This is a genomic window from Planomonospora alba (assembly GCF_039534085.1).
In the GTDB taxonomy this organism is placed as follows: Bacteria; Actinomycetota; Actinomycetes; order Streptosporangiales; family Streptosporangiaceae; genus Planomonospora_B; species Planomonospora_B alba.
Genome location: NZ_BAAAUT010000001.1, coordinates 67,354 through 92,706 on the forward strand (window position 1 = coordinate 67,354; position 25,353 = coordinate 92,706).

At 72.5% G+C, this 25,353-nt stretch carries 22 protein-coding genes; 15 read left to right on the forward strand and 7 right to left on the reverse strand.

Features of this window, described 5'->3' with window-relative positions:
- Positions 1-753, forward strand: coding sequence for a sirohydrochlorin chelatase (locus ABD823_RS00325; RefSeq protein ID WP_344854546.1), 753 nt, complete (start codon positions 1-3; stop codon positions 751-753).
- Here ABD823_RS00325 and ABD823_RS00330 read toward each other — a convergent pair.
- From ABD823_RS00330 to ABD823_RS00340, 3 genes are all read right to left on the reverse strand, one after another.
- Positions 657-1,271: a hypothetical protein gene (locus ABD823_RS00330; protein ID WP_344854548.1), complete on the reverse strand. Its 615-nt coding sequence runs from the start codon at positions 1,269-1,271 to the stop codon at positions 657-659. The two genes, ABD823_RS00325 and ABD823_RS00330, sit on opposite strands and share 97 nt — an antisense overlap.
- A gap of 432 nt (positions 1,272-1,703) precedes the next feature.
- Positions 1,704-2,558 (reverse strand): PAC2 family protein, encoded by an 855-nt coding sequence (locus tag ABD823_RS00335; protein ID WP_344854550.1) that lies wholly within the window; start codon positions 2,556-2,558, stop codon positions 1,704-1,706.
- A 68-nt stretch (positions 2,559-2,626) separates the two neighbouring features.
- Positions 2,627-3,082 (reverse strand): universal stress protein, encoded by a 456-nt coding sequence (locus ABD823_RS00340; RefSeq protein WP_344854552.1) that lies wholly within the window; start codon positions 3,080-3,082, stop codon positions 2,627-2,629.
- Positions 3,083-3,170: 88 nt separating this feature from the next.
- Between ABD823_RS00340 and metH the strand changes: the two genes are divergently transcribed.
- The 13 genes from metH to ABD823_RS00405 all read left to right on the forward strand — a co-directional run bounded on the left by metH (position 3,171) and on the right by ABD823_RS00405 (position 20,438).
- Positions 3,171-6,635 (forward strand): methionine synthase, encoded by a 3,465-nt coding sequence (gene metH / locus ABD823_RS00345; protein ID WP_344854554.1) that lies wholly within the window; start codon positions 3,171-3,173, stop codon positions 6,633-6,635.
- Between the two features lie 21 nt (positions 6,636-6,656).
- Positions 6,657-7,307, forward strand: coding sequence for an HAD family hydrolase (locus ABD823_RS00350; protein ID WP_344854556.1), 651 nt, complete (start codon positions 6,657-6,659; stop codon positions 7,305-7,307).
- A 190-nt stretch (positions 7,308-7,497) separates the two neighbouring features.
- On the forward strand, positions 7,498-8,025 hold the full coding sequence (locus tag ABD823_RS00355) for a cellulose synthase (RefSeq protein WP_344854558.1): 528 nt from the start codon (positions 7,498-7,500) through the stop codon (positions 8,023-8,025).
- 263 nt (positions 8,026-8,288) lie between these two features.
- Positions 8,289-9,299, forward strand: a complete 1,011-nt coding sequence (locus ABD823_RS00360) for an ABC transporter permease (protein WP_344854560.1) — start codon at positions 8,289-8,291, stop codon at positions 9,297-9,299.
- A 63-nt stretch (positions 9,300-9,362) separates the two neighbouring features.
- Complete coding sequence (locus tag ABD823_RS00365; RefSeq protein WP_344854562.1) at positions 9,363-11,132, forward strand: ABC transporter substrate-binding protein; 1,770 nt, start codon at positions 9,363-9,365, stop codon at positions 11,130-11,132.
- Between the two features lie 81 nt (positions 11,133-11,213).
- Positions 11,214-12,227, forward strand: a complete 1,014-nt coding sequence (locus ABD823_RS00370) for an ABC transporter permease (protein ID WP_344854564.1) — start codon at positions 11,214-11,216, stop codon at positions 12,225-12,227.
- On the forward strand, positions 12,224-13,279 hold the full coding sequence (locus tag ABD823_RS00375) for an ABC transporter ATP-binding protein (RefSeq protein ID WP_344854566.1): 1,056 nt from the start codon (positions 12,224-12,226) through the stop codon (positions 13,277-13,279). The genes ABD823_RS00370 and ABD823_RS00375 overlap by 4 nt, the downstream gene beginning before the upstream one ends.
- Positions 13,276-14,388, forward strand: a complete 1,113-nt coding sequence (locus tag ABD823_RS00380) for an ABC transporter ATP-binding protein (protein WP_344854568.1) — start codon at positions 13,276-13,278, stop codon at positions 14,386-14,388. The genes ABD823_RS00375 and ABD823_RS00380 overlap by 4 nt, the downstream gene beginning before the upstream one ends.
- Positions 14,389-14,724: 336 nt before the next feature.
- Positions 14,725-16,401 (forward strand): ABC transporter substrate-binding protein, encoded by a 1,677-nt coding sequence (locus ABD823_RS00385; protein ID WP_344854570.1) that lies wholly within the window; start codon positions 14,725-14,727, stop codon positions 16,399-16,401.
- A gap of 4 nt (positions 16,402-16,405) precedes the next feature.
- Positions 16,406-17,410, forward strand: coding sequence for an ABC transporter permease (locus ABD823_RS00390; RefSeq protein WP_344854572.1), 1,005 nt, complete (start codon positions 16,406-16,408; stop codon positions 17,408-17,410).
- 46 nt (positions 17,411-17,456) lie between these two features.
- On the forward strand, positions 17,457-18,353 hold the full coding sequence (locus ABD823_RS00395; RefSeq protein ID WP_344854574.1) for an ABC transporter permease: 897 nt from the start codon (positions 17,457-17,459) through the stop codon (positions 18,351-18,353).
- 4 nt (positions 18,354-18,357) lie between these two features.
- Positions 18,358-19,338: an ABC transporter ATP-binding protein gene (locus ABD823_RS00400; RefSeq protein ID WP_344854576.1), complete on the forward strand. Its 981-nt coding sequence runs from the start codon at positions 18,358-18,360 to the stop codon at positions 19,336-19,338.
- A complete protein-coding gene (locus tag ABD823_RS00405; RefSeq protein WP_344854578.1) occupies positions 19,335-20,438 on the forward strand; it encodes an ABC transporter ATP-binding protein in 1,104 nt (367 codons plus the stop codon). Before ABD823_RS00400 ends, ABD823_RS00405 begins: the two co-directional genes overlap by 4 nt.
- Here ABD823_RS00405 and ABD823_RS00410 read toward each other — a convergent pair.
- On the reverse strand, positions 20,419-21,237 hold the full coding sequence (locus ABD823_RS00410; protein ID WP_344854580.1) for a GNAT family N-acetyltransferase: 819 nt from the start codon (positions 21,235-21,237) through the stop codon (positions 20,419-20,421). The two genes, ABD823_RS00405 and ABD823_RS00410, sit on opposite strands and share 20 nt — an antisense overlap.
- Positions 21,238-21,320: 83 nt before the next feature.
- On the opposite strand from ABD823_RS00410, the gene ABD823_RS00415 reads away from it, so the two are divergent.
- On the forward strand, positions 21,321-22,175 hold the full coding sequence (locus ABD823_RS00415) for a LysR family transcriptional regulator (RefSeq protein WP_344854582.1): 855 nt from the start codon (positions 21,321-21,323) through the stop codon (positions 22,173-22,175).
- Between the two features lie 82 nt (positions 22,176-22,257).
- On the opposite strand, the gene ABD823_RS00420 is transcribed toward ABD823_RS00415, so the two are convergent.
- From ABD823_RS00420 to ABD823_RS00430, 3 genes are all read right to left on the reverse strand, one after another.
- On the reverse strand, positions 22,258-22,941 hold the full coding sequence (locus tag ABD823_RS00420; RefSeq protein ID WP_344854584.1) for a response regulator: 684 nt from the start codon (positions 22,939-22,941) through the stop codon (positions 22,258-22,260).
- Positions 22,941-24,248, reverse strand: coding sequence for a sensor histidine kinase (locus ABD823_RS00425; RefSeq protein WP_344854586.1), 1,308 nt, complete (start codon positions 24,246-24,248; stop codon positions 22,941-22,943). The genes ABD823_RS00420 and ABD823_RS00425 overlap by 1 nt, the downstream gene beginning before the upstream one ends.
- Before the next feature lie 147 nt (positions 24,249-24,395).
- Positions 24,396-25,265 (reverse strand): RecB family exonuclease, encoded by an 870-nt coding sequence (locus tag ABD823_RS00430; protein WP_344854588.1) that lies wholly within the window; start codon positions 25,263-25,265, stop codon positions 24,396-24,398.
- Between the last annotated feature and the right edge of the window lie 88 nt (positions 25,266-25,353).

The following is a 25,353-nucleotide window of genomic DNA, read 5'->3' on the forward strand; positions in this document are numbered from 1 at the left end:
GTGACGACGCTCGTCCTGGCCGCGCACGGCACGCGCAGCGCCGCGGGGGAGGAGACGCTCGCCGGGCTGCGGGACGCGGTGCGGCGGGCCCGTCCCGGGCGGCGGGTGGAGCTGGCCCACCTGGAGATCAGCCCGCCCCTGCTGGCCGACGTGCTGCCCGCCGTGCCCGGCCCCGTGGTGGTGGTCCCCCTGCTGCTGGCCGGCGGGTACCACGTCCACATCGACCTGCCGGCGGTGGTCGCCGCCGCGCGGCCGGACGTGGCGGTGGCGCCCCCGCTGGGGCCGCACCCGCTGCTGACCGCGGTGCTGGCCAGGAGGCTGGCCGCCGCGGGACTGCGGCACACCGACGCGGTGGTCCTGGGCGCGGCGGGCTCGTCCGACCCCGCCGCGCTGGCCGACGTGCGCGCGGCGGCGCGCCTGCTGGCGGCTCGGCTGTCCCGCCCGGTGACGGCCGCGTTCGCCTCGGCGGGCAGCCCGCCGCTGGGGGAGGCCCTGCGGGCGTTGCGGGAGGCTCCGGCTCCCCGGATCGCGCTGGCCTCCTATCTGCTGGCCCCCGGCTTCTTCCAGGGGCGGCTGGAGGGCGCGGGCGCCGACCTGGTCAGCGCCCCCCTGGGCGCGGACCCCGCCCTGGCCGAGCTGGTCTGGCGGCGTTTCGATCAGGCGGCGTGGGGCTCCAGCCTCAGCTCCCGGATGATCTCCTCGGCGCTGTCGTCGCGCGAGGGCACGAAGCCGGTGCCGACGAAGAGCTCGTAGTAGGCGTGCCGGAAGCACCCGGCGAGCAGGAGCCGGGCGCTGGCCGAGGGGTCCACGCCGGCGGCGACGCGGCCCCGGCGCTGCTCGGCCTCCAGGTACGCCGCCAGCGGGACGACCTCCGACACGGGGTCCAGCCGGGTGTCCTTCATGGCCTCGCGGAACCTGACGGTGACCGAGGGCGAGGTGAAGGCGGGCAGCGCCGCCGACTGGACCTCCGCGTAGTAGTCGATGCCGGCCCGGGCGATGGGCAGCAGGTTGTCGGTGACGGTGCCCTTGCCGACCAGGTGCATCAGGTCGTCGAGGATCTTCAGCCAGACGGGGAGCCGGTCCTGGAGCAGGGCGAGGAAGAGGTCGACCGCGGGCCCGGAGGCGGCGGGACCCCGCAGGCCCGGCGGGAACCCGTCGTCGTGGCCGTCCTGGCGTTTCATGAAAACGGACATCTCGAGGACGCGGCGGCGCGCGTCCTGTGCCTTCCGGTACGGGTCGAGCTGGTCCGGGTCGAGCTGGGGAGTCGCCATGGTTGCCCTAACGTGCGCAGTCACATGGACAAGATTTCGACATGGGGATGGCGCCATCGGCGGGTGTTTACCGAGCCGTGTTTCTCCTGGTGGTGGAATCGTTGCCGGTCCGCGACCCCGGCCGGGTGCGTTCCGGCCGGAATCCGGTGAGCACCGATTATCACCCGGGAGTGGCAAAAAATAGGGTAAATACCGATAACGGTGTGCCGTGTGTTCTCCGGCTCTCCCCTCGGCGGCGATGCCGGCGTTCGTCCTCCCGCGCGCCACGAGCCGGGCGATCTCCGGTTCCCGGTCGGTCAGCGGCTCGGCGGGCGGTCGTCCAGGCTCGCCGGGAACCTCCAGGCGGCGCCGGCGTTCCAGCGGCGTACCCGGGGCGCCTGCGGAAGCTGCGGCCGTCCCGCGCCCTGGCGGCCGGGACTCCGGAGGAACGGCTCAGCCGTCCCCGTCGCGGTCGCGCCGGCGCAGATAGCGCTCGAACTCCGCGGCGATGGCGTCGCCGCTGGCCTCGGGCAGCTCGGTGGCGTCCTTGCGCTCCTCCAGCTCGCGGACGTACTCGGCCACCTCGCTGTCCTGGGCGGCCAGCTCGTCCACCCCGTGCTCCCAGGCCCTGGCCTCCTCGGCCAGGGTGCCCAGCGGCATCGGGACGTCGAGCAGGTCCTCCATCCGGCTCAGCAGGGCCAGGGTCGCTTTGGGGTTGGGCGGCTGGGCGACGTAGTGGGGGACCGAGGCCCACAGCGAGATCGCGGGCAGGCCCGCGGTGCCGAAGGCGTGCTGCAGCACGCCGACGATGCCGGTGGGCCCCTCGTAGCGGCTCAGCTCCAGGTTGATCGCCCGGGCCAGGCCCTCGTCGGTCGCCGATCCGACGATCGGCACCGGGCGGGTGTGCGGGGAGTCGTTGAGCAGCGCGCCGAGCAGCACCGCCAGCTCCACGCCCAGCTCGCGGCAGACGCCGATGATCTCCTCGCAGAACGAGCGCCAGCGCATGTTGGGCTCGATGCCGCGCAGCAGGACCACGTCGCGGGAGGCGCCCGGCGGCCGGGCCACGGAGATCTTCGTGCTGGGCCAGGTGATCGACCGCGTCAGGCCCTCGCCCATCTCGACGATCGGCCGGGTGACCTGGAAGTCGTAGTAGTCCTCCGAGTCGAGGGAGAGCAGCTCGGTGGCCTTCCACTCGGTCTCGAGGTGCGCGATCGCTCCGCTCGAGGCCTCGCCCGCGTCGTTCCACCCCTCGAACGCGGCGATCAGCACCGGATCGACGAGCTCGGGCAGACCCTCGAATTCGATCACGCGCCGCCCCTCCTTCTCACGCCTGGCGTGCCTTCCGGCTAAGCCTATGCGGTGCGGGCGGCTCCGCGTCACCTCCCGGAGGTGGTGCGGACGATCAGCACGTCGCAGCCCGCCCGCTGCGAGACGCTCGACGGGACCGAGCCGAGCAGCCGCCCGGCGAGGCTGTTGAGCCCCCGGTTGCCGACGACCAGCAGGTCGGCGCGGACGCGCGCGGCCAGGGAGACCAGCACGTCGACCGGGTCGCCCTCCTCGGCGACCAGTTCGATCTCCGTGGCGCCCGCGGCGACCGCGTGCTCGCGGGCGGCCCGCAGCGCGTCGTCGGCGGGGGTGGAGCCGCTCACCTTGTACGACAGCTCCCCGAGCGCGTCGGCGGCCGCGCTGCGCTCGCGCCCGCGCATGGGGAGGTAGGCGCAGGCCAGCACCAGCGCGGCGCCGGTGGCGCCGGCGAGGGAGCCCGCGGCGGCGACCGCGCGGAAGGAGGAGGCGGAGCCGTCGGTGCCGACGACGACGGTGCGGTAGGCCATGGGGCACCTCGCAGGGGTTAATTGGACCCAAAGTGCAATTGGCACCATGAACGATAGCGGCCGGGAGGTTCCCAGTAAGCTTTCGCCTATGACAAACGCACCGTCTTTCCGTGACGTCCTGGCCGAGCGTGTGATGGTCGCCGACGGGGCCATGGGGACGATGCTGCAGTCCCACGACGTCACGCTCGACGACTTCGAGGGGCATGAGGGCTGCAACGAGGTCCTCAACGTCACCCGCCCCGACATCGTCCGGGCCGTGCACGACGCCTACTTCGCCGTCGGCGTCGACTGCGTGGAGACCAACACCTTCGGCGCCAACCTCGCCGCGCTGGGCGAATACGACATCGCCGACCGGGTCTTCGCCTACTCCGAGGCCGGGGCCCGCGTCGCCCGCGAGGCCGCCGACCACTGGTCCACCCCGGACCACCCCCGCTTCGTGCTCGGCTCCATCGGCCCGGGCACCAAGCTGCCCACCCTCGGGCACAAGCCGTACGGCGAGCTGCGCGACGCCTACTACGACAACGCGGCCGGGCTGATCGCCGGGGGCGCCGACGCGCTGATCATCGAGACGGCCCAGGACCTCCTCCAGGTCAAGGCCGCCGTGATCGGCGCGAAGCGGGCCATCGCCGACGCCGGCCGGGACGTGCCGATCATCGCCCAGGTCACCATCGAGACCAACGGCGCGATGCTGCTCGGCTCGGAGATCGGCGCGGCGCTCACCGCGATCGAGCCGCTCGGCGTCGACGTCATCGGCCTCAACTGCGCCACCGGCCCCGCCGAGATGAGCGAGCACCTGCGCTACCTCGCCCGCCACGCGCGGGTCCGCCTGTCGTGCATGCCCAACGCCGGGCTGCCCGTGCTGACCTCCGACGGCGCCTACTACCCGCTCGGCCCGGACGAGCTGGCCGACGCGCACGACACCTTCACCCGCTCCTACGGCCTGTCGATCGTCGGCGGCTGCTGCGGCACCACGCCCGAGCACCTGCGCAAGGTCGTCGAGCGGGTCCGCGGCCGCGAGACCGCCGCGCGCCGCCCGCACCCCGAGGCCGGGGCCTCCTCGCTCTACCAGCACGTGCCCTTCCGGCAGGACACCTCCTACCTGGCGATCGGCGAGCGGACCAACGCCAACGGCTCCAAGGCGTTCCGCGAGGCGATGCTCGCCGGCAACTGGGAGGAGTGCGTCGAGATCGCCCGGGCGCAGGCCCGCGACGGCGCGCACATGCTCGACCTGTGCGTCGACTACGTCGGCCGGGACGGCCGGCAGGACATGCGGGAGCTGGCGTTCCGCTTCGCCACCGCCTCCACGCTCCCCATCATGATCGACTCCACCGAGCCCGCCGTGATCGAGGCCGGCCTGGAGGCGCTCGGCGGGCGCGCGATCGTCAACTCGGTCAACTACGAGGACGGCGACGGCCCCGGCTCCCGGTTCACCCGGATCATGGAGCTGGTGCGCGAGCACGGCGCCGCCGTGGTCGCCCTGACCATCGACGAGGAGGGCCAGGCCCGCACCGCCGAGCACAAGGTGCGCATCGCCACCCGCCTCATCGAGGACCTGACGCGCAACTGGGGCATGCGGGTCGAGGACATCATCGTCGACTGCCTGACCTTCCCGATCGCCACCGGCCAGGAGGAGACCCGGCGCGACGGGCTGGAGACCATCGAGGCCATCCGGGAGATCAAGCGGCGCTACCCGGCCGTGCAGACCACCTTGGGGCTGTCCAACATCTCCTTCGGCCTCAGCCCCGCCGCCCGCGTGGTGCTCAACTCGGTCTTCCTCAACGAGTGCGTCAACGCCGGGCTGGACTCGGCGATCGCGCACGCCTCCAAGATCCTGCCGATGGCGCGCATCCCCGACGAGCAGCGCCAGGTGGCGCTGGACATGGTCTACGACCGGCGGCGCGAGGGATACGACCCGCTGCAGCGCTTCATGGAGCTGTTCGAGGGCGTCGACAGCTCCGCCACCGCCTCGTCCCGGGCCGAGGAGCTGGCCGCGCTCCCGCTGTGGGAGCGGCTCAAGCGGCGCATCATCGACGGCGAGAAGAAGGGCCTGGAGGCCGACCTGGACGAGGCCCTCACCCGGCGTCCGGCCCTGGAGATCGTCAACGACGTGCTGCTGGACGGCATGAAGGTCGTCGGCGACCTGTTCGGCTCGGGGCAGATGCAGCTGCCGTTCGTGCTCCAGTCGGCCGAGGTGATGAAGAGCGCCGTGGCCTACCTGGAGCCGCACATGGAGCGGGTCGAGGGCGAGACCAAGGGCCGCATCGTGCTGGCGACCGTCAAGGGCGACGTGCACGACATCGGCAAGAACCTGGTGGACATCATCCTGTCCAACAACGGCTACGAGGTCGTCAACCTCGGCATCAAGCAGCCGGTCTCGGCGATCCTGGAGGCCGCCGAGGACAGCAGGGCCGACGTCATCGGCATGTCGGGGCTGCTGGTGAAGTCCACGGTGGTGATGAAGGAGAACCTCGAGGAGATGAACTCCCGGGGCATCGCGGGCAAATACCCCGTGCTCCTCGGCGGCGCCGCCCTCACCCGCGCCTACGTCGAGCAGGACCTCGCCGAGCTGTTCGAGGGCGAGGTGCGCTACGCCCGCGACGCCTTCGAGGGCCTGCGCCTGATGGACGCCTTCATGGCGGTCAAGCGCGGCGAGGAGGGCGCGAGCCTGCCGCCGCTGCGCGAGCGCCGGGTCAAGACCGGCGCGACGCTGAGCCGCACCCCGGTCGAGGAGCTGCCCGCCCGCTCCGACGTGGCCGCCGACAACCCCGTCCCGGCCGCACCGTTCCTCGGCGACCGCATCGTCAAGGGCGTTCCGCTCGCCGACTACGCGGCGTTCGTCGACGAGCGGGCCCTGTTCCTGGGCCAGTGGGGGCTCAAGCCCACCCGGGGCGGGGACGGCCCGTCCTACGAGGAACTGGTCGAGACCGAGGGCCGGCCCCGGCTGCGGATGTGGCTGGAGCGGCTGCAGACCGAGAACCTCCTGGAGGCGGCCGTCGCCTACGGCTACTTCCCGTGCGTCAGCGACGGCGACTCGCTGATCATCCTGGACGGGTCCGGCGGCGAGCGCACCCGGTTCACCTTCCCGCGCCAGCGCCGCGACCGGCACCTGTGCCTGTCCGACTTCTTCCGCTCGAAGGAGTCCGGCGAGACCGACGTGGTCGCCCTCCAGGTCGTCACCATGGGCAACCGGATCTCCGAGGCCACCGCGGAGATGTTCGCCAAGGACGCCTACCGCGACTACCTGGAGCTGCACGGCCTGTCGGTGCAGCTGACCGAGGCGCTCGCCGAGTACTGGCACGCCCGGGTCCGCGCGGAGCTGGGGATCGGCGGCGACGAGTCGCTGGAGGACATGCTCAAGGTCAACGTCACCGGCTGCCGCTACTCCTTCGGCTACCCGGCCTGCCCCAACCTGGAGGACCAGGTCCAGCTGATGGAGCTGCTCGACCCGGAGCGGATCGGGGTGAAGCTCTCGGAGGAGTTCCAGCTCCACCCCGAGCAGTCGACGTCGGCGCTGGTCGTCCACCACCCCGAGGCCAAGTACTTCAACGTCTGACGCGGAAGGGGCGCCCGGGGCGTGGACGCGGTGCTGTTCGACATGGACGGGCTTCTCGTGGACAGCGAGAAGATCTGGTTCCAGGTCGAGACCGAGGTGATGGAGCGGCTGGGCGGCCACTGGACCCCCGCGGACCAGGAGCACCTGGTGGGCGGCTCCATGCCGTCCACCGTCGCCTACATGCTCGAGGTCTCCGGCGCGCAGGCCGACCCGGCCGACGTCGCGGCCTGGATGCTGGAGGGCATGACCCGCCGGCTCGCCGCCGGCGTGGAGATGATGCCGGGCGCCGCCGAGCTGCTGGCGGCCGTACGGCGGGCGGACCTGCCCACGGCCCTGGTGACCTCCTCGTCGCGGCCGATCGCCGAGGCCTGCCTGAAGAGCATCGGTCGGTGCAACTTCGACCACGTGGTCACCGGCGACGACGTGGCGCGGCCCAAGCCGGACCCGGAGCCGTACCTCACCGCGGCCCGGCTGCTCGGCGCCGACCCGGCCCGCTGCGTCGCGCTGGAGGACTCCCCGAACGGGGTGACGGCGGCCACCGCGGCGGGCTGCCGGGTGGTGGCGGTGCCGAGCGTGCTGCCGATCCCGCACGCCCCCGGCAGGCTCGTCGTGGCGTCGCTGCGCGAGGTCGACCTTGCGGCGCTGCGGGCGCTGGCCGCCGCCGGGGAGTAGCGCCGGGCCCGCGGGACCGCGGCCCCACGGGGCGCCGGCCGGTGCCGCCGGGGGAGCAGGCCCGGCGGGTCCCTGAGACCCCGGCCCCGTGACCCCTAGGGGATGATCCCTCCCCCAGAAGGAGGAGCGTCCCCCGTTTCGAGTGCCAGGATGGATAGCGGGTACACGAGACGCGAGGGGGCGATCCGCCATGACGTACGAGCAGATCCCGTGGCTGGCCGTCTGCGCCGGGCTGACCGGTGTGGGGCTGGTGCTGAGCTTCCTGCTGCTGCGCCGCAGGGGTGCCGCGGCGGGACTGCGGGCGCTGGCCTGGTCCCTGCTGCCGGTCGCGGCCTACCTGACCGGGGCGCTGCCGACGCTGTGGCGGATCGGCACGGCCGTCACCGGGTTCGTCACGGGCCTGGTGCTCAACCCCACGGTCTGGGCCGGGGTCGCGGTGGCGGGGGTGTCGGCCCTGCTGTTCGTGGTCTCGGGCTTCATGAGGGGACGGCGGCTGTCCGCCGCCCGCGCCGGCCGTACGGCGGCGCCCGAGGCCTCCCCGGCGGCCGGCGCGGTCACCGGCGGGCGGACTCCGCAGGTGCAGGCGGGCGCGCCCACCCAGCCGCTGCCCACGCGCGCCCCGGGGGAGGGCCGGCCGGGCGGGAAGCCGGCCGCGCAGCCCGCCGACGACGACTTCTCGGACATCGAGGCGATCCTCAAGCGCCGCGGGATCGGGTGAGGCGGCTCTGTCCGAGTAATGTCACAAAATCAGGACACAAGCGGTACACACCTCATACATTGAGTTCAAGATCAAAACGAATGAATTTCACGTGAATCACAGTTAAGCCACATAGCCCCCCCAAGGACTAGTCACCGCAGATCAGCCCATAGATTCTGCGGGACGGGCACACGAGAACGGCCCGTAGACTTCAGGGCGCGACACCCCGGACCGGGGGCACGCGCCCGTTGGACAACGTCGTCTGGGACCCAGGGGGCCACTGTATGACCGCACCGCTCGATGTCTCCGGACAGGCCATGGAGGCCCAGCCGGAGGCCGTGGTCCAGGGAGCGGGAGGAAAGGCCATCGAGGGCCGTTCACTCGGTCAGATCGCCTGGACACGCCTGAAGCGCGACAAGGCCGCCATCGCCGGCGCCGTCGTCGTCGTCCTCCTCACGCTGATCGCGATCTTCGCCGAGCGGCCGTTCGGCGGCTTGATCGCCCTGTTCGGCGACTCGCCGAACACGCCGAACAACGACCTCCTCGACCCGCTGACCAGCGTCCCGCTCGCCGACTGGGGCGGCATCAGCCTGGAGCACCCGCTCGGCGTGGAGCCGGTCAACGGCCGCGACATCCTCGCCCGGATCCTGTCCGGCGCGCAGATCTCGCTGCTGGTGGCCTTCCTGGCCACCCTGGTCTCCGTGGCGATCGGATCGCTGCTCGGCGTCGTGGCGGGCTTCTTCGGCGGCTGGGTCGACATGCTCATCAGCCGCCTGATGGACATCTTCCTGGCCTTCCCGCTGCTGCTGTTCGCGATCGCCATCGTCGGCGCCGTCCCCGACCAGGCGCTCGGGCTCAAGGGCAACGCCCTGCGCATCGCGGTGATCGTGTTCATCATCGGGTTCTTCAACTGGCCCTACATCGCGCGCATCGTCAGAGGCCAGACCCTCTCGCTGCGCGAGCGCGAGTTCGTGGACGCGGCCCGCTCGCTGGGAGCGAGCCGGAGGCACATCATCTTCCGGGAGATGTTCCCCAACCTCGTGGCGCCGATCCTGGTCTACTCCACGCTGCTCATCCCCACGAACATCCTCTTCGAGGCGGCCCTGTCGTTCCTCGGCGTGGGCGTGGCCGAGCCGCAGGCGTCCTGGGGCGGCATGCTCACCCGCGCGGTCGACTACTACCAGCTGGCCCCGCACTTCATGCTCGTCCCGGGCCTCGCGATCTTCATCACCGTGATGGCCTTCAACCTGCTGGGCGATGGGCTTCGGGACGCCCTCGACCCCCGCGCCCGGTAGCGCGATCACACGCTGCCGTTCCGCTAGATCACCGTCACTCATGACAAGAGGTGGACAACCACGATGAGGAAGACCAATGCCCTGGCGCTGGCGGCGCTGGGTACCGCGCTGACCATGGGTCTGGCCGCCTGCGGCGGCACGGCCGGCGGCGGCAACACCGGTTCGGGCGGCGGCACGGGCGCCGCTTCGGGGGCCAAGCACAACGACGCCTACACCAAGGTCGTCAACCCCTCCGACGCCAAGGGCGGCACCCTCAAGTTCGCCCTCAGCGACGAGCCGGACTCGATGGACCCGGGCAACACGTACTACGCGTGGAACTGGAACTTCTCCCGCCTGTACGCCCGCCCGCTGATGACCTACGCCGCCCAGCCGGGCGAGGCCGGCCTGAAGCTGGTCCCGGACCTGGCCGAGGGCCCCGGTGTCGCGAGCGAGGACGGTCTGACCTGGACCTACAAGCTCAAGAAGGGCATCAAGTACGACGACGGCACGGAGGTCAAGGCCGCGGACGTCAAGTACGCCATCGCCCGCAGCAACTTCACCGACGAGCTCACCGACGGTCCGAAGTACTTCGCGCAGTACCTCGACGCCGAGGGCTACAAGGGTCCGTACAAGGACAAGAACCTCGACAACTTCAAGGCCGTCGAGACCCCGGACGACTACACGGTCGTCTTCAAGCTCAAGGAGCCGTTCGCCGAGTTCGACTTCCTGGTCGCCAACCCGCAGTCGGCGCCGGTGCCGCAGGCCAAGGACACCGGTCTCGACTACGAGAAGACCGTCGCCTCGACCGGTCCCTACAAGATCGAGACCCACGAGGTCGGCAAGCAGTTCGTCCTCGTGAAGAACGAGAACTGGGACCCGTCCACCGACACCACCCGCAAGCAGCTGCCGGACCGCATCGAGGTGCAGTTCAAGCAGAACGCCGAGGACATCGACAAGCGCCTGATGGCGGGCCAGATCCACGTCGACCTCGCCGGCACCGGTGTGCAGACGGCCGCCCGCGGGCAGATCGTCGGCAACCCGCAGCTGAAGGACTCCACGGACAACCCGTACACCCCCTTCAACCGCTACGCGATGCTGTCGACCAAGGTCGCGCCGTTCGACAACATCGACTGCCGCAAGGCCGTGCAGTACGCCGTCGACAAGGTCGCCACCCAGCTGCCGTGGGGCGGCCCGCTCGGCGGTGACATCGCCACCACCGCGATGACCCCGACCACGGTCGGCTACAAGCAGTTCGACCTGTACCCGAACGGCGCCGACAAGAAGGGCGACCTGGCCAAGGCCAAGGAGCACCTGGCGGCCTGCGGCCAGCCGAACGGCTTCGAGACCAACATCGCGGTCCGCGGTGACCGGACCAAGGAGGTCCAGGTCGCCGAGGCCCTGCAGGCATCGCTGGACCGGGTCGGCATCAAGGCGTCGATCAAGAAGTACCCGTCGGGTGACTGGAGCTCGCAGTACGCCGGCAAGCCGGACTTCGTGCACCAGAACAAGCTCGGCATCATGATCGCCGGCTGGGGCTCCGACTGGCCCTCGGGCTTCGGCTTCCTGTCGCAGATCGTCGACGGCCGCTTCATCAAGGCCTCCGGCAACTACAACATGATGGAGCTCGACGACAAGACCATCAACGAGCTGCTCGACAAGGGCATCCAGACCACCGACCCCGCGGCCCGCAACGAGATCTGGGCCCAGGTCGACCAGAAGGTCATGGAGTCCGCGGCGTTCCTGCCGTTCGTGTACGAGAAGACCCTGATCTTCCGTCCGGCCAGCCTCACCAACGTGTACGTGCACCCGGCCTACGGCATGTACGACTACACGTGGCTCGGCGTCAAGCAGTAGTCCTCTCCAGCTAGCCAAAGGCAGGTGAAGGCCTGACGGGTGCCCGGGAGCGATCCTCCCGGGCACCCCGGCCGAACGATCGTGTTCGCTTTCATCGTCCGCCGCGTGATCGCCGCCGTGCTGATGCTCGTCATCGTCAGCGTGGCCACGTTCGCGATCTTCTTCCTCATCCCGCGCGCCCTGGGGCAGACCCCCGAGGGCATGGCCGCGCGCTACGTCGGCCGGGACGCCACACCCGAGGCGATCCAGGGCGCCGTCAGGCGGCTGCACCTCGACGATCCGCTCATCGTGCAGTACGGGCGGTTCGCGCAGGGCATCGTCATGGGCCAGGACTACTCCCTCGGCCCGCGCAAGGCCGAGTGCCCGGCACCCTGCTTTGGCTTCTCGTTCAACAACAACCAGCCGGTCTGGCCGACCCTGCTCGACCGGCTCCCCGCGACCGTCTCGCTCGCCATCGGCGCCTCGGTCATCTGGGTCGTCGGCGGCGTGAGCATCGGCGTCATATCCGCGCTGAGACGCGGAACGGCGCTCGACCGGGCGGCCATGACGGTGGCGCTCGCCGGCGTCTCGCTCCCGATCTACTTCACCGGACTGGTGTCGCTGGCGCTGTTCGCCTACACGCTCGGCATCTTCCCCGGCGGCGGCAGCTACACGCCCTTCACCGAGAACCCGGTGATGTGGTTCCAGTCGCTGGTGCTGCCCTGGATCACGCTGGCGTTCCTGTACGCCGCGACCTACGCCCGCCTCACCCGGGCGGGCATGCTGGAGACCATGGGCGAGGACTACATCCGCACCGCCCGCGCCAAGGGCCTCAAGGAGCGCACGGTGGTCACCAAGCACGCCCTGCGCGCCACGCTGACCCCCATCCTCACCATCTTCGGCCTCGACCTCGGCCTGCTGCTGGGCGGCGCGGTGCTCACCGAGAGCACCTTCTCCATCCCCGGCATCGGCAAGCTGGTCATCGACGCGATCCGGGGCAACGACCTGCCCGTCGTGCTGGGCGTGACCATGTTCGCGGCGTTCTTCATCGTCCTGGCCAACTTCATCGTGGACGTTCTGTACGCGGTGGTCGACCCGAGGGTGAGGCTGTCATGACGGCTCCGCACACGTCCGGCGCGTCCGGTTCCTTCCTGGAGCTGCGGGACCTGCGCATCCACTTCCCGACCGAGGACGGCCTGGTCAAGTCCGTCGACGGCCTGTCGTTCAAGCTGGAGCGGGGCAAGACCCTGGGCATCGTCGGCGAGTCCGGCTCCGGCAAGAGCGTGACCAGCCTCGGCATCCTGGGCCTGCACAAGGGCGGCCGGGCGAAGATCTCCGGTGAGATCTGGCTCGACGGCGAGGAGCTCGTCAGCGCCAGCGCCGACCACGTGCGCACGCTGCGCGGCAAGAAGATGGCGATGATCTTCCAGGATCCGCTCTCCTCGATGCACCCGTTCTACACGGTCGGCGACCAGATCATCGAGGCCTACCGGATCCACAACGACGTCAGCAAGAAGGTCGCGCGCAAGCACGCGATCGACATGCTGGGCAGGGTGGGCATCCCGCAGCCCGACCGGCGCGTGGACAGCTACCCGCACGAGTTCTCCGGCGGCATGCGCCAGCGCGCCATGATCGCCATGGCGCTCTCGTGCGACCCCGAGCTGCTGATCGCCGACGAGCCGACCACGGCCCTCGACGTGACGGTCCAGGCCCAGATCCTCGACCTCATGCTGGACCTGCAGCGCGAGTTCAACTCCGCGCTGATCGTCATCACCCACGACCTCGGCGTGGTCGCCGAGCTGTCGGACGACATCCTGGTGATGTACGGCGGCAGGTGCATCGAGTACGGCACGGCCGAGGACATCTTCTACCGTCCCGAGCACCCCTACACCTGGGGTCTACTGGGATCGATGCCGCGGCTGGACCGCGAGCCCACCGAGCGGCTCATGCCGATCAAGGGCACCCCGCCCTCGCTGATCAACGTGCCGTCCGGGTGCGCCTTCAACCCCCGGTGCCCGTACTCCGACCGCACCGCGGGCAAGGCGACCACGGTGGTCCCGGAGCTCGTGGAGTCCGACGGCGGGCATCTGGTCCGCTGCCACATGCCGGTGGCCGAGCGGCGGGCCATCTGGGAGAACGAGATCAAGCCGATGATGGAGAGCGCGTGACTGTCGACGACAAGGGCACGGTGGTGACCGATCGCGAGGCGCTGCTGTCCGTCCAGGGGCTGAAGAAGCACTTCCCGGTGACCAAGGGCCTGCTCAAGCGGCAGGTCGGCGCGGTCCGGGCGGTCGACGGCATCAGCTTCGACGTGCGCAAGGGCGAGACGCTCGGCCTGGTGGGCGAGTCCGGGTGCGGCAAGAGCACCACCGGCCGCCTGATCACCCGGCTGATGGACCCGACCGAGGGCCGGATCGTCTTCGAGGGCAACGACATCACCCACATGTCGCAGGCGAGGATCCGGCCGCTCCGCCGCGACCTCCAGATGATCTTCCAGGACCCGTACTCCTCGCTGAACCCGCGCCACACGGTCGGCTCCATCGTCGGCGCGCCCTTCCGCATCCAGGGCGTGCAGACCGAGCAGGGCACGAAGAAGGCGGTCCAGGAGCTCCTGGAGCTGGTCGGGCTCAACCCCGAGCACTACAACCGCTACCCGCACGAGTTCTCCGGCGGCCAGCGCCAGCGCATCGGCATCGCCCGCACGCTCGCGCTCAAGCCCAAGCTGATCATCGCCGACGAGCCGGTCTCCGCGCTGGACGTTTCCATCCAGGCACAGGTGGTCAACCTCCTGGAGGACCTGCAGAGCGAGCTCGACCTGACCTACGTCATCGTCGCGCACGACCTGTCGGTCATCCGGCACATCAGCGACCGCGTCGCCGTCATGTACCTCGGCAAGATCGTCGAGCTGGCGGACCGCAAGGGCCTGTACGAGTCGCCCATGCACCCGTACACCAACGCGCTGATGTCGGCGGTGCCGATCCCGGACCCGGCCCGGCGCAAGGACCGCGAGCGCATCCGCCTGCAGGGCGACGTGCCCAGCCCGCTCAACCCGCCGCCCGCCTGCCGCTTCCACACCCGGTGCTGGAAGGCGCAGGTGATCTGCAAGACCGAGGAGCCGCCGCTGGTGGAGCTGGCCCCCGGCCACCAGGTGGCCTGCCACTTCCCGGAGAACGCCGACAAGGTGACCGGCCCGGCGGCCGCGAAGATCGCGCAGAACACGCAGGACGGGGGCGGCCTGCTGCACCCGAAGGGCACGGTCGGCGGCACGACCGGCTGACGACGCGACCCGGCGGACGTTCCCCTTTCCCGGCCGGTTCCGGTCCGGCCGGGGCTCCCGCGTCCGGAAGCCGCCCAGGCGGAGCCCGCCTGCCGGACCTCGCAGCGGAGAGCTCCGACGGGCCGGAACCCGGACGAAGCGGAGGGTTCCCGCGCCGGGAACCGGGATGAAACGTCCCGCCGGCCACGTGACCGCCGACTGTCACATTTCTGCCACAGCCTCTTGCCCGGGGGTGGTCAGCCGCCCCGTTCCCGTGGATTCTGCGATCACTGGGAAGTCCGCCGTACGGCCGCGACCCGGCCGCGCGACGGCGACGAGGCGGCGATGAGGTGCAGCATGCGACGAGGCGGTACGCCCCTGCGCAGGACGGCGGCGGTGATCGCGGGCTCCGCCCTGGTCATGTCGGCCGCGGCCTGCGGCGGAGACGACTCGGGGCCGGAGGGCGGCGGGACGGGGACGGCGAAGGGCTCGACCCTCATCTTCGCCTCCTCGGCGGACCCCGCCATCCTCGACCCGGCCTTCCACAGCGACGGCGAGTCCTCCCGGGTGACCAACCAGATCTTCGAGACGCTCGTGGCCACCGAGCCGGGCGGCACCGGGGTCGCGCCCGGCCTCGCGGAGAGCTGGAAGGTCAGCGAGGACGCCAGGACCTACACCTTCACGCTCCGCACGGGCGTGAGGTTCCACGACGGCGAGCCGCTGAACGCCGCGGCCGTCTGCGCCAACTTCGACCGCTGGCACAACTTCACCGGCCTGGCGCAGTCGGACTCCGTCTCCTACTACTGGGTGACGGTCTTCCGCGGGTTCGCGAAGAACGAGTCCGACACCCTCGGCGAGAGCCTGTACGGCGGGTGCGAGGCGGACGGCGAGAGCACGGTCGTGCTCAAGCTCACCGAGCCGTCCGCCGCCGTGCTCTCGGCGCTGACGCTGTCGTCGTTCGGCATCGCCAGCCCCAAGGCGCTGAAGGACTTCAAGGCCGACGAGGTGAGCGGGACCGCCGAGTCGCCGCAGTTCACCGGGACCTTCGGCACCCAGCACCCGATCGGCACCGGGCCGTTCAAGTTCGCGAGCTGGACCCGCGGCGACAAGCTGGAGCTGGTCCGCAACGACGACTACTGGGGCGAGAAGGCCAAGCTCGAAAAGATCATCTTCCGGCCCATCGAGAAGGCCGCGGACCGGGCGCAGGCACTGCGCGCCGGCTCGGTGCACGCCTTCGACTACGCCGACCCGGCCGACCTGGAGTCGCTGCGGAGCTCCGGGGCGCAGGTGCTGGAGCGCGCGCCGTTCAACATGGGCTACCTCGGCTTCAGCCAGAAGACCGAGATCATGAAGAACCAGAAGATCCGCCAGGCGATCGCGCACGCGATCAACCGCGAGAACGTGGTGAAGACCAAGTACGGCGCCGGCGCCAAGGTCGCCCACGCGTTCATGCCGGACAGCCTGTGGAGCTACAGCGCGGACTTCGCGAAGTACGACCACAACCCCGCCAAGGCCAAGCAGCTCATCGCCGAGTCCGGCGTGGCGGACCCGACCCTGGAGTTCTGCTACCCCAGCGGCGTCAGCCGCGCCTACATGGTCGACCCGGCCGGCAACTTCCAGCTGATGAAGGCCGACCTCGAGGCCGCCGGCTTCAAGGTGGTGCCGAAGAACTCGCCCTGGAGCCCCGACTACCTCAACACCACCCAGGCCGGTGACTGCCCGCTCTACCTGCTCGGCTGGAACGGCGACTTCGGCGACCCCGACAACTTCCTCGGCACGTTCTTCCAGTCCTACTCCAGCCAGTGGTCGTTCCGGAACGAGGCGATCTTCAGAACGCTGAGCGACGCCGAGAAGGAACCCGACCAGGCCGAGCGGGAGCAGCTGTACACGAAGGCGAACGGCCTGATCGCCGACTTCGTGCCCGGCGTGCCGTACGCGCAGAGCCCCTCGTTCTCGGCCGCGGCCGCGAACGTGACCGGTTGGGTGCCGAGCCCGGTGCTCAACGACAGCTTCGCCACGATCGAGCTGAAGTAGAGCGGTGGCGGCGTTCGTCGCCAGGAGGCTGGTCCTGCTCGTCCCGATCCTGCTGGGCCTGTCCGTCCTGCTGTTCCTGTGGGTGCGGGCCCTGCCGGGCGGGCCCGTGGAGGCCCTGCTGGGCGAGCGGGCCACGCCCGAGGCCGTGGCCCGCGTCCGCGGGCTCTACGGTCTGGACCGGCCCTGGTACGAGCAGTACCTCGACTGGATCGGCGGCGTGCTCGGCGGCGACCTGGGCGTCTCCAGCAGGACCCAGCGCCCGGTCGCCGAGGAGCTGGCCAGGACCTTCCCCGCCACGGTGGAGCTCGCCCTGACCGCGCTGGTCTTCGCGGTCGGGGCGGGCGTCCCGCTCGGCTACCTCGCCGCCCGCCGCCACGGCACCTGGCTCGACCACCTCACCGTCACCGGCTCGCTGTTCGGCATCACCGTCCCGGTCTTCTTCCTCGGCTACATGCTCAAGTTCGCCTTCGCCGAGAAGCTGGGCCTGCTCCCCACCGACGGGCGGCAGGACCCGCTGATCGACGCCGAGCACCCGACCGGGTTCTACGTGCTGGACGGCCTGCTCACGCAGAACATGGAGGCGTTCGGGGACGCGCTGGCCCACCTGGTCCTGCCCGGGATCGCACTCGGCACCATCCCGCTGGCGATCGTGGTGCGCATCACCCGCGCCTCGGTGCTGGACGTGCTCCACGAGGACTACGTGCGCACCGCCGAGGCCAAGGGGCTGGCGCCCGCGACGATCCGCGGCCGGCACGTCCTGCGCAACGCCCTGCTCCCCGTCGTCACGGTCGTGGGCCTGCAGGCCGGGCTGCTGCTCGGCGGCGCGGTGCTGACCGAGACCGTCTTCGCCTTCCCCGGCTTCGGCAAGTTCGTGGCCGACTCGATCACCGCCAGGGACTACGCCGTGCTGCAGGGCTTCATCCTGTTCACCGCCGTGGTCTTCGTCCTGGTCAACCTGCTGGTGGACGTCGCCTACGGGCTCATCGACCCGCGGGTGAGGGCCGCGTGAGCCGCCCGCGCGGGCCCCGCGGGCCGCACGGGGAAAGGAGCACCCGATGAGCCTGGCCCAGGCGGAGGGCGCCGCGGTGCAGGAGGCGCCCGGCGGCCTCGGCAGGGACGCCTGGCGGCGGCTGCGCCGCGACCCCGTCGCCATCGCGGGCGCCGCGCTGGTCGTCGCGTTCGTCGCGGTCGCCCTGCTCGCCCCCTGGCTGGCGCCGTACCCGCCGGACAAGCCGGTCGGGCAGGTGACGCCCACCTCCATCCCCGGCCCGTCCGCCGAGCACTGGTTCGGCCTGGACGACCTGGGCCGCGACGAGTTCAGCCGGGTGCTGTGGGGGGCCCGCTGGTCCCTGGTCATCGGGGTGGTCTCGCTCCTGCTCGGCCTGGCCGGCGGGACGCTGCTCGGCCTGCTCGCCGGCGCCTTCGGCGGCTGGGTGGACGGCGCCGTGATGCGCCTGGTCGACATGATGCTCTCCATCCCCGGCCTGCTGTTCGCCATCGGCGTGGCCGCCATGCTCGGCGCGGGCCTGGACGCGGTGATGATCGCCATCGCGGCGGTGAACGTGCCGGTCTTCGCCCGGCTGCTCCGCGGCCAGATGCTGGCCCAGAGCCGCTCCGACTACGTGCTGGCGGCCACGGCGGTGGGGGTGCCGCGCCGGTGGATCGTGCTCGGCCACGTGCTGCCCAACTCGCTGACCCCGGTCATCGTGCAGGGCACCCTCACCCTGGCCACCGCCATCGTCGAGGCGGCCGGCCTGGCCTTCCTCGGCCTGTCCGGCAACGACCCGAGCATCCCGGAGTGGGGCCGGATGCTCGCCGACACCCAGCGCTACCTGGCCAGCGCGCCGCTGCTGGCGGTCTTCCCCGGCCTGGCCATCGTCTTCGCGGCGCTCGGGTTCACCCTGCTGGGCGAGTCGCTGCGCGAGGCGCTCGACCCCAAGTACCGGAGGTGAGGCGTTGAGCCTGCTCGAGGTCGAGGACCTGACCGTGGTCTTCCGGCAGCGCGGCCGCCCCGACGTGCGCGCCGTGGACGGCGTCGGCTTCACCGTCGCCTCCGGCGAGACCGTCGGCCTGGTGGGCGAGTCCGGGTGCGGAAAGTCCGCCACGGCGATGGCCGTCATGGGGCTGCTGCCCCGGCGCGGGGTCCGGGTCACGGGCAGCGTCGCCTTCGACGGCGTCCGGCTGCTCGCCCTGCCGCCCGACAGGATGCGCGCCCTGCGCGGCCGGGACCTGGCCGTCGTCTTCCAGGACCCGATGACCTCGCTCAACCCCGTGGTGCCCGTCGGCGTCCAGGTGGCCGAGGTGCTGGTGCGCCACCGCGGCCTGAGCCGGGGCGAGGCGCGGAAGGAGGCGGCCGACCTGCTGCGCCGGGTCGGCATCCCGGACCCGGCCCGGCGGCTGCGGGAGTACCCCCACCAGCTGTCCGGCGGCATGCGCCAGCGCGCGCTCATCGCCGCCGCGCTGGCCTGCCGCCCCCGGCTGCTCATCGCCGACGAGCCCACCACCGCCCTGGACGTCACCATCCAGGCGCAGATCCTGGAGCTGCTGCGGACGCTGGTCGCCGAGTCCGGCACCGCCCTCATCCTCATCACCCACGACCTGGGGGTGGTCGCCGGGATGTGCGACACCGTCCACGTCATGTACGCCGGCCGCATCGTGGAGCGGGCGCACCGGTACGACCTGTTCGCCCGCCCCCGCCACCCGTACACCGGCGGGCTGCTCGCCTCGGTGCCCCGGCTCGACCGGCCCCGCGGCACCCGCCTGCGGCCCGTCCAGGGCTCGCCCCGCGACACCGTGCCCTGGGCGGAGGGCTGCGCGTTCGCCCCCCGGTGCCCGAACCGGACCGGCGCGTGCACCGAGCGGACCCCCGAGCTGCTGGGCGCACCGCGCGCGCTGCGCTGTTTCAACCCGCTGGAGGCGGAGGTGGTCCCGCGATGAGTCCCGCTCTCCCGGCGGACGGTCCCCCCGCGCAGGACCCGGCGGGGACGGACGCTCCTCCCGGACGGGCCGCGGGGGATCCGGGCACCGGCGCCGCGGACGCCCGGCCGCTGCTGGCCGTGCGGGGTCTGGAGGTGCACTTCCCGATCCGCTCCGGCGTGCTCCGGCAGCGGGCCGCCGGCCGGGTGCGCGCCGTCGACGGCGTCGACCTGACGGTCCGGCACGGCATGACCTACGGGCTGGTGGGGGAGTCCGGCTGCGGCAAGAGCACCCTCGGCAAGGCCGTGCTGCGCCTGGTGGAGCCCACGGCCGGCACCGTGGCGTTCGACGGCGTCGACGTCGGCGCGCTGGAGCGCGAACCGCTGCGCCGGCTCCGGCGGCGCATGCAGATGGTCTTCCAGGACCCGCTGGCCAGCCTCGACCCCCGGCAGAGCGTGGAGTCGGTGCTCGCCGAGCCGCTGCGCGTGCACGGGTTCACCGGCGACCGGTCCGCGCGGGTACGCGAGCTGCTCGACCTGGTCGGCCTGCCGGCGGGGGCCGCGGGCCGCTACCCGCACGAGTTCTCCGGCGGTCAGCGCCAGCGCGTCGGCATCGCCCGGGCGATCGCCCTGAACCCCGACCTGATCATCGCCGACGAGCCGGTCTCCGCGCTGGACGTGTCCATCCAGGCGCAGATCGTCAACCTGCTGCAGGACCTGCAGGCGCAGCTCGGCCTCACCTACGTCGTCATCGCGCACGACCTGGCCGTCGTCCGCCACGTCAGCGACGTCATCGGGGTGATGTACCTCGGCGCGCTGGTGGAGGAGGCGCCCTCGGACGAGCTGTACGCCGAGCCGCTGCACCCCTACACGGTCGCGCTGATGTCGGCCATCCCGATCCCCGACCCCGCGGTGGAGGAGCGCCGCCGGCGGATCCTGCTCGCCGGGGACCTGCCGTCCCCGGTGGACGTCCCGCCGGGCTGCCGCTTCCACACCCGCTGCCCGTTCCGCCGGCCGACCCGGTGTGCCGACGAGACACCCGAGCTGCGCCAGGTGCGCCCCGGCCGCCGGGTCGCCTGCCATTGGGCGGAGGAGATCGCGCTCAGCCCAGGGCGGACATGACCGGCGCGAAGAACCGGCTCCGGTCGCCCGGGAGCGGCCCGCCGCCGAGGACCATGTCCGAGGTCCGCATCCCGGCCGGCACCCCGCACGCCGTCAGCCACGCCGCCAGCTCCGGGCGGTCGTCGGCGACCTCCAGCCGGACCGGCCCGTCCGTGCGCGAGGCGAGGTCGGCGATCAGCGCCCGGGCGGCGGAGGGGTCCGGGGCGATCACCGGCCCGATCACCGTGTTGGTCGCGTTGCGCCACCTGCCCGCGTAGCCGGTGATCCCGCGCTCGTCGCCGAGCACCCGGATCTCCTCGGCGAAGTCCAGGTACCGGCCCAGCAGGGCGGAACGGTCGGCGCCCACGACCTCCGCGTCCAGGTCCGCGATCGCCTTCAGGTCCTCGCGCGCGGCCGGGCGGGAGGCACCGGACGGCGGGCCGGAGAAGACGCCCACGTGCATGGCCGCCCCGTTCGCCGTGCGGAAGCCGAGCCGCTCGTACACCGGGCGGCCCATCGCGGTCGCGTTCAGGAACACCGTCGCGTCCCCCGCCCGCTCCACCACGTGCCCGACCAGGCGGCCGCCCAGCCCGCGGCGTCCGACCCGCTCGGCCACCAGCACCATGCTGACCGCCGCGGTCCGCCCGCCGTACCGGGTCAGGATCGCCGTCGCGACCAGCCGGCCGTCCGGATCGGTGATCCCGTGGCCCTCCCCGCACTCCAGCAGGAAGCGCCACTTGCGCTCCTCGCGGCCCCATCCCCGGCTCTCGGCCAGCTCCAGGCACGCGTCCAGATCGTCCGTGGTCAGTTCTCGGATCATCACACGACGATCATCCATCCCGGTGCCCCGCCACGTCCGATCGTTTCCGCCTATGCCGATAGGCGATGGCTATCGTTGCAGGAATGAGCATCACCCTGCCCGCCGTACGAGCGTTCGTGGAGGTCGCCAGGACCGGTTCCTTCCGCCAGGCGGCCACCGCCCTCGGCGTCAGCCAGCCCACCGTCAGCGCCGCCGTCAAGCGTCTGGAGGAGGCGGCGGGGGAGCGGCTGCTGGTGCGCGACCGCGACGGCGTGCACCCGACCGGGCAGGGCGTGCGGGTGCTGGCCTGCGCGGCGAGCCTGGTCAGCGCCGCGGACGAGCTGGAGGCGGAGCTGGCCGGGTGCCCGCGCGGGCTGACCGTGGGTTTCATGGGCGAGGCGGCGGGCGCGCTCACGGCCGGGCTGCTCGACGAGGTGCGCCGCGTCTCCGGCCGCGAGGTGCGGCTGCGCCGCTTCGACTTCGACGACCCGTCCTGCGGGCTGCTGACCGGGGTCAGCGACCTGGCCGTGGTGTGGCCGCCGCTGACCACCGGCGACGCGCTGGAGGTCCGGCCGCTCGGCACCGACCGGCGGGCCGTCGCGGTGCCGGTCGGCGACCCGCTGGCCCGGCGGGACGAGGTGGGCCCGGCCGACCTGGCGGGGCGCGTCTGGGTGGTGCCGCGCAGCCCCGACGAGGTCTGGCGCGCCTTCCGCCACCCGGCCTCCATCGGGGTCGCCGACGTCGCGGGCGAGGTGGACTCCGGCGCGATCGAGGAGACGCTGGAACTCGTCGCGGCGGGCCGGGGGATCGCCCTGCTCTCGGAGAGCACCGACGAGCACTACGCCCGGGCCGGAGTGGTCTTCGTCCCGCTCCCCACCGACCAGCGGTGCGCCACCGCCGTCGCCTGGCGGCGCGGCGACACCCGCCCGGTGCTGGCACGCCTGGTGGCGGAGCTGTGAGCCGGCCTTCCGGGAGAGGCGGGCCGGTCCTCCGGCAGAGGCGGGCGGGCCTTCTGGGAGAGGCGGGCGGTGAGCCGAGCCTCTAGGGGAGGGCGCCCGGGGTGATCAGTCCCGTCTCGTAGGCGAGCACCACGGCCTGGACGCGGTCGCGCAGGCCCAGCTTGGTGAGCACGTTGCCGACGTGGGTCTTGACCGTCGTCTCGCTCACCACCAGCTCGGCGGCGATCTCCGCGTTGGACATGCCGCGCGCGATCAGCCGCAGCACCTCCAGCTCGCGCTCGGTGAGCCGGTCCAGGCGCGCCGGGGCGGACTGCGGCCGGGCCGAGGGCAGGCGGGAGCCGAACCTGTCCAGCAGCCGCCGGGTGACGCTCGGCGCGACGATGGCGTCGCCCGCGGCGACCACCCGGATGGCCTGCACGAGGTCGTCCGGCGGGACGTCCTTCAGCAGGAAGCCGCTGGCCCCGGCGCGGAGCGCCTCCACGATGTACTCGTCCAGGTCGAAGGTGGTCAGCACCAGCACCCGCGGCACGTGCGCGCCGCCGGGCGACTCGCGCACGATCCTGCGGGTCGCCTCGATGCCGTCCACGCCCGGCATCCGGATGTCCATCAGCACCACGTCGGGCAGCAGCGCCCTCGCCTGGTCCTGGGCCACCTTGCCGTCGCCCGCCTCGCCGACCACGGTGATGTCCGGCTCGGCCTCCAGGATGAGGCGGAAACCGGTGCGCAGCAGCGGCTGGTCGTCCACCAGCAGCACCCTGATCGTCATCACGTGTCCTTGAGGGGGAATCGGGCCTTCACCTCGAATCCGCCCTCCGAACGCGGGCCGATCCGCAGAATTCCACCATAGAGGGCGACGCGCTCGCGAATGCCCACCAGGCCGTGACCGGCCCCGTCCTGTCCGGCGCCGGCCGCGGGACCCCGCCCGTCGTCCTCGACCTGGACGGTCAGCTCGCCGGGGCCGCGCCGTACGGTCACCCACGCGCGGGCCCCCGCGCCGGCGTGCCGCAGGCAGTTGGTGAGCGCCTCCTGGACCAGCCGGTAGGCGGCCAGGTCCACCCCCGGCGGGAGCGGCGGGGAGGCCGGCGTCCCGTCCGCCCCGGTGGCCGTGCTCCCGGTGCTCCCGGTGCTCCCGGTGCTTCCGGCGCTCCCGGGGCCCGCGCACTCCCCGCCGCCGTCCGTCCCGCCGTCGCCCTCGACGCCCTCGACGCCCTCGATCCGCAGCCGCGTGCTCAGCCCCGCCTCGCGCATCTGCGCGACGAGGGAGGGGATCGACCGCAGCCCCGGCCGGGGCTCCCACTCGACCGGGGTCGCCTCGGTCCGCAGCGCGCCCACGATGCCGCGCATCTCGGCCATCGCGGTCCGGCCCGTCTCCTCGATCGCCGACAGCGCCTCCCGGACCCCGTCGGGGTCGTCGGCCAGCACCCGCCGGGCCGCCGCGGCCTGGACGGTCATCACGCTCACGTGGTGGGCGACCACGTCGTGCAGTTCCCGGGCGATGCGGGAGCGCTCCTCGGCCCGGGCGGCCCGGGCGTCGGCCTCCCGCGCGCGCTCCGCCCGGGCCGCGCGGTCACGCAGCTCGGCCAGGTAGGCGCGGCGCAGCCGCAGGCTCCGTCCCGCCAGCCAGCACGTCAGCGTGAGGACGACCGCCAGCAGGTGGGCGGGCCAGTCGCCGGCCTCCCCCCGCACCGCCCCGGAGACGAGGCGGCCGGCCACACCCGCCGCCAGCGCGCACAGGCTGACCGCCAGCCCGCGCCGGGCGGCGATGGTGCAGACCAGCCAGAGCACGGCGAGCCAGAGCGGGGAGCCGCCCCGGGTGAGCAGGGCCGAGGCCAGGTCGGCGGCGGTGACCAGGCAGAGCGCCAGGAGCGGGCGGGAGCGGCGCAGCGCCGTCGCCAGGCAGCCGAGCACGACCAGGGCGGGGCCCGCCGCGTCCGCCCCGCCGACCGCGGGCGGGCCGGAGACGGGAAGGAGGCACAGGAGCGCCGCGACGGCCAGCAGCACCGCGACGACCGTGTCCGCGAGCAGCGGACGCTCGCCGAACCAGGACCGCGGGCCGCCCGGGGTGTTGCGCACACAACCAATCTAGGGGCCCAGCCCCGCGGGCCACCCTGCTGGAGACGGAGATCCTCCTCATCCCTGCGGAGGACGCCTCAGCGGCTCCCCGCGCAGGACGCCTGCGGGCGGCTTCCCGCGCGGGACGCCTCCGGGACGGGCCGCGGGCTAGATCTCGTCGGTGGCGGCGCGCACCGTGCGGCGGGTGCTGCGCACGGTGTCGCCGGGCTGCCGCGCGGGCAGCGGCGGGGGCGTGCCGCCGAACTCGGGGCACAGTTCCTTGTAGTTGCACCAGCCGCACAGCCGGCTGGGCCGGGCGACCCACTCGCCGCTGTCCAGCGCCCGCTCGATGGCCGCCCACAGGGCCTGCACCTTGCGCTCGGTGGCCCGCAGGTCCGCCTCGTCGGGGGCGTAGCGGAGGATCTCGCCGCCGCCTCCGAGGTACATCAGCTGGAGCAGGCGGGGCACCGAGCCGTGCAGCCGCCACAGCACCAGCGCGTAGAACTTCATCTGGAACAGCGCCCTGCCCTCGAAGGCGGGCCCCGGGGCGCTGCCGGTCTTGTAGTCGACCACGCGGACCTCGCCGGTGGGCGCGACGTCCAGCCGGTCGATGTAGCCCCGCAGGACCAGGCCGCTGTCGAGCACCGCCTCGACGTACAGCTCCCGTTCGGCGGGCTCCAGGCGGCGGGGGTCCTCCAGGGTGAAGTAGCGCTCCAGCAGGGCGCGGGCCTCGTCCAGCCAGCGGGCCTGCTCCCGCTCGTCGGCGAACATGCCCGCGTAGGCGGGCTCCTGCTCCAGCAGCCGCCGCCACTGGGGCTCCAGCAGCTCCAGCGCCGCGGCGGCGGTGCGCGCCGGGGCGGGCAGGTCGTACAGGCGCTCCAGCACCGCGTGGACCACCGTGCCGCGCACGGCGGCGGGCGACGGCGGCTCGGGCAGCTGGTCGATCACCCGGAACCGGTAGAGCAGCGGGCACGTCATGAAGTCACCGGCGCGGGACGGCGACAGCGCTCCGATGATCGTGGGCTCGGTCAGTGACATGTCCGCACTGTAGGTCACCCCGGCGACAGTTCGCGCTCGGTCCGCAGCCGCGGGCGGGGCCGCGGGACCGCCGGACCCGCCGCCGACG

What these genes read in the sequence shown, in the direction of transcription:
- metH (WP_344854554.1), top strand. Translation starts at nt 3,171, where the DNA reads ATGACAAACGCACCGTCTTTCCGTGACGTCCTGGCCGAGCGTGTGATG.
- ABD823_RS00405 (WP_344854578.1), top strand. Translation starts at nt 19,335, where the DNA reads ATGAGTCCCGCTCTCCCGGCGGACGGTCCCCCCGCGCAGGACCCGGCG.
- ABD823_RS00420 (WP_344854584.1), bottom strand. Translation starts at nt 22,941, where the DNA reads ATGACGATCAGGGTGCTGCTGGTGGACGACCAGCCGCTGCTGCGCACC.
- ABD823_RS00410 (WP_344854580.1), bottom strand. Translation starts at nt 21,237, where the DNA reads ATGATCCGAGAACTGACCACGGACGATCTGGACGCGTGCCTGGAGCTG.
- ABD823_RS00365 (WP_344854562.1), top strand. Translation starts at nt 9,363, where the DNA reads ATGAGGAAGACCAATGCCCTGGCGCTGGCGGCGCTGGGTACCGCGCTG.
- ABD823_RS00415 (WP_344854582.1), top strand. Translation starts at nt 21,321, where the DNA reads ATGAGCATCACCCTGCCCGCCGTACGAGCGTTCGTGGAGGTCGCCAGG.
- ABD823_RS00355 (WP_344854558.1), top strand. Translation starts at nt 7,498, where the DNA reads ATGACGTACGAGCAGATCCCGTGGCTGGCCGTCTGCGCCGGGCTGACC.
- ABD823_RS00330 (WP_344854548.1), bottom strand. Translation starts at nt 1,271, where the DNA reads ATGGCGACTCCCCAGCTCGACCCGGACCAGCTCGACCCGTACCGGAAG.
- ABD823_RS00360 (WP_344854560.1), top strand. Translation starts at nt 8,289, where the DNA reads ATGACCGCACCGCTCGATGTCTCCGGACAGGCCATGGAGGCCCAGCCG.
- ABD823_RS00340 (WP_344854552.1), bottom strand. Translation starts at nt 3,082, where the DNA reads ATGGCCTACCGCACCGTCGTCGTCGGCACCGACGGCTCCGCCTCCTCC.
- ABD823_RS00430 (WP_344854588.1), bottom strand. Translation starts at nt 25,265, where the DNA reads ATGTCACTGACCGAGCCCACGATCATCGGAGCGCTGTCGCCGTCCCGC.
- ABD823_RS00375 (WP_344854566.1), top strand. Translation starts at nt 12,224, where the DNA reads ATGACGGCTCCGCACACGTCCGGCGCGTCCGGTTCCTTCCTGGAGCTG.
- ABD823_RS00385 (WP_344854570.1), top strand. Translation starts at nt 14,725, where the DNA reads ATGCGACGAGGCGGTACGCCCCTGCGCAGGACGGCGGCGGTGATCGCG.
- ABD823_RS00395 (WP_344854574.1), top strand. Translation starts at nt 17,457, where the DNA reads ATGAGCCTGGCCCAGGCGGAGGGCGCCGCGGTGCAGGAGGCGCCCGGC.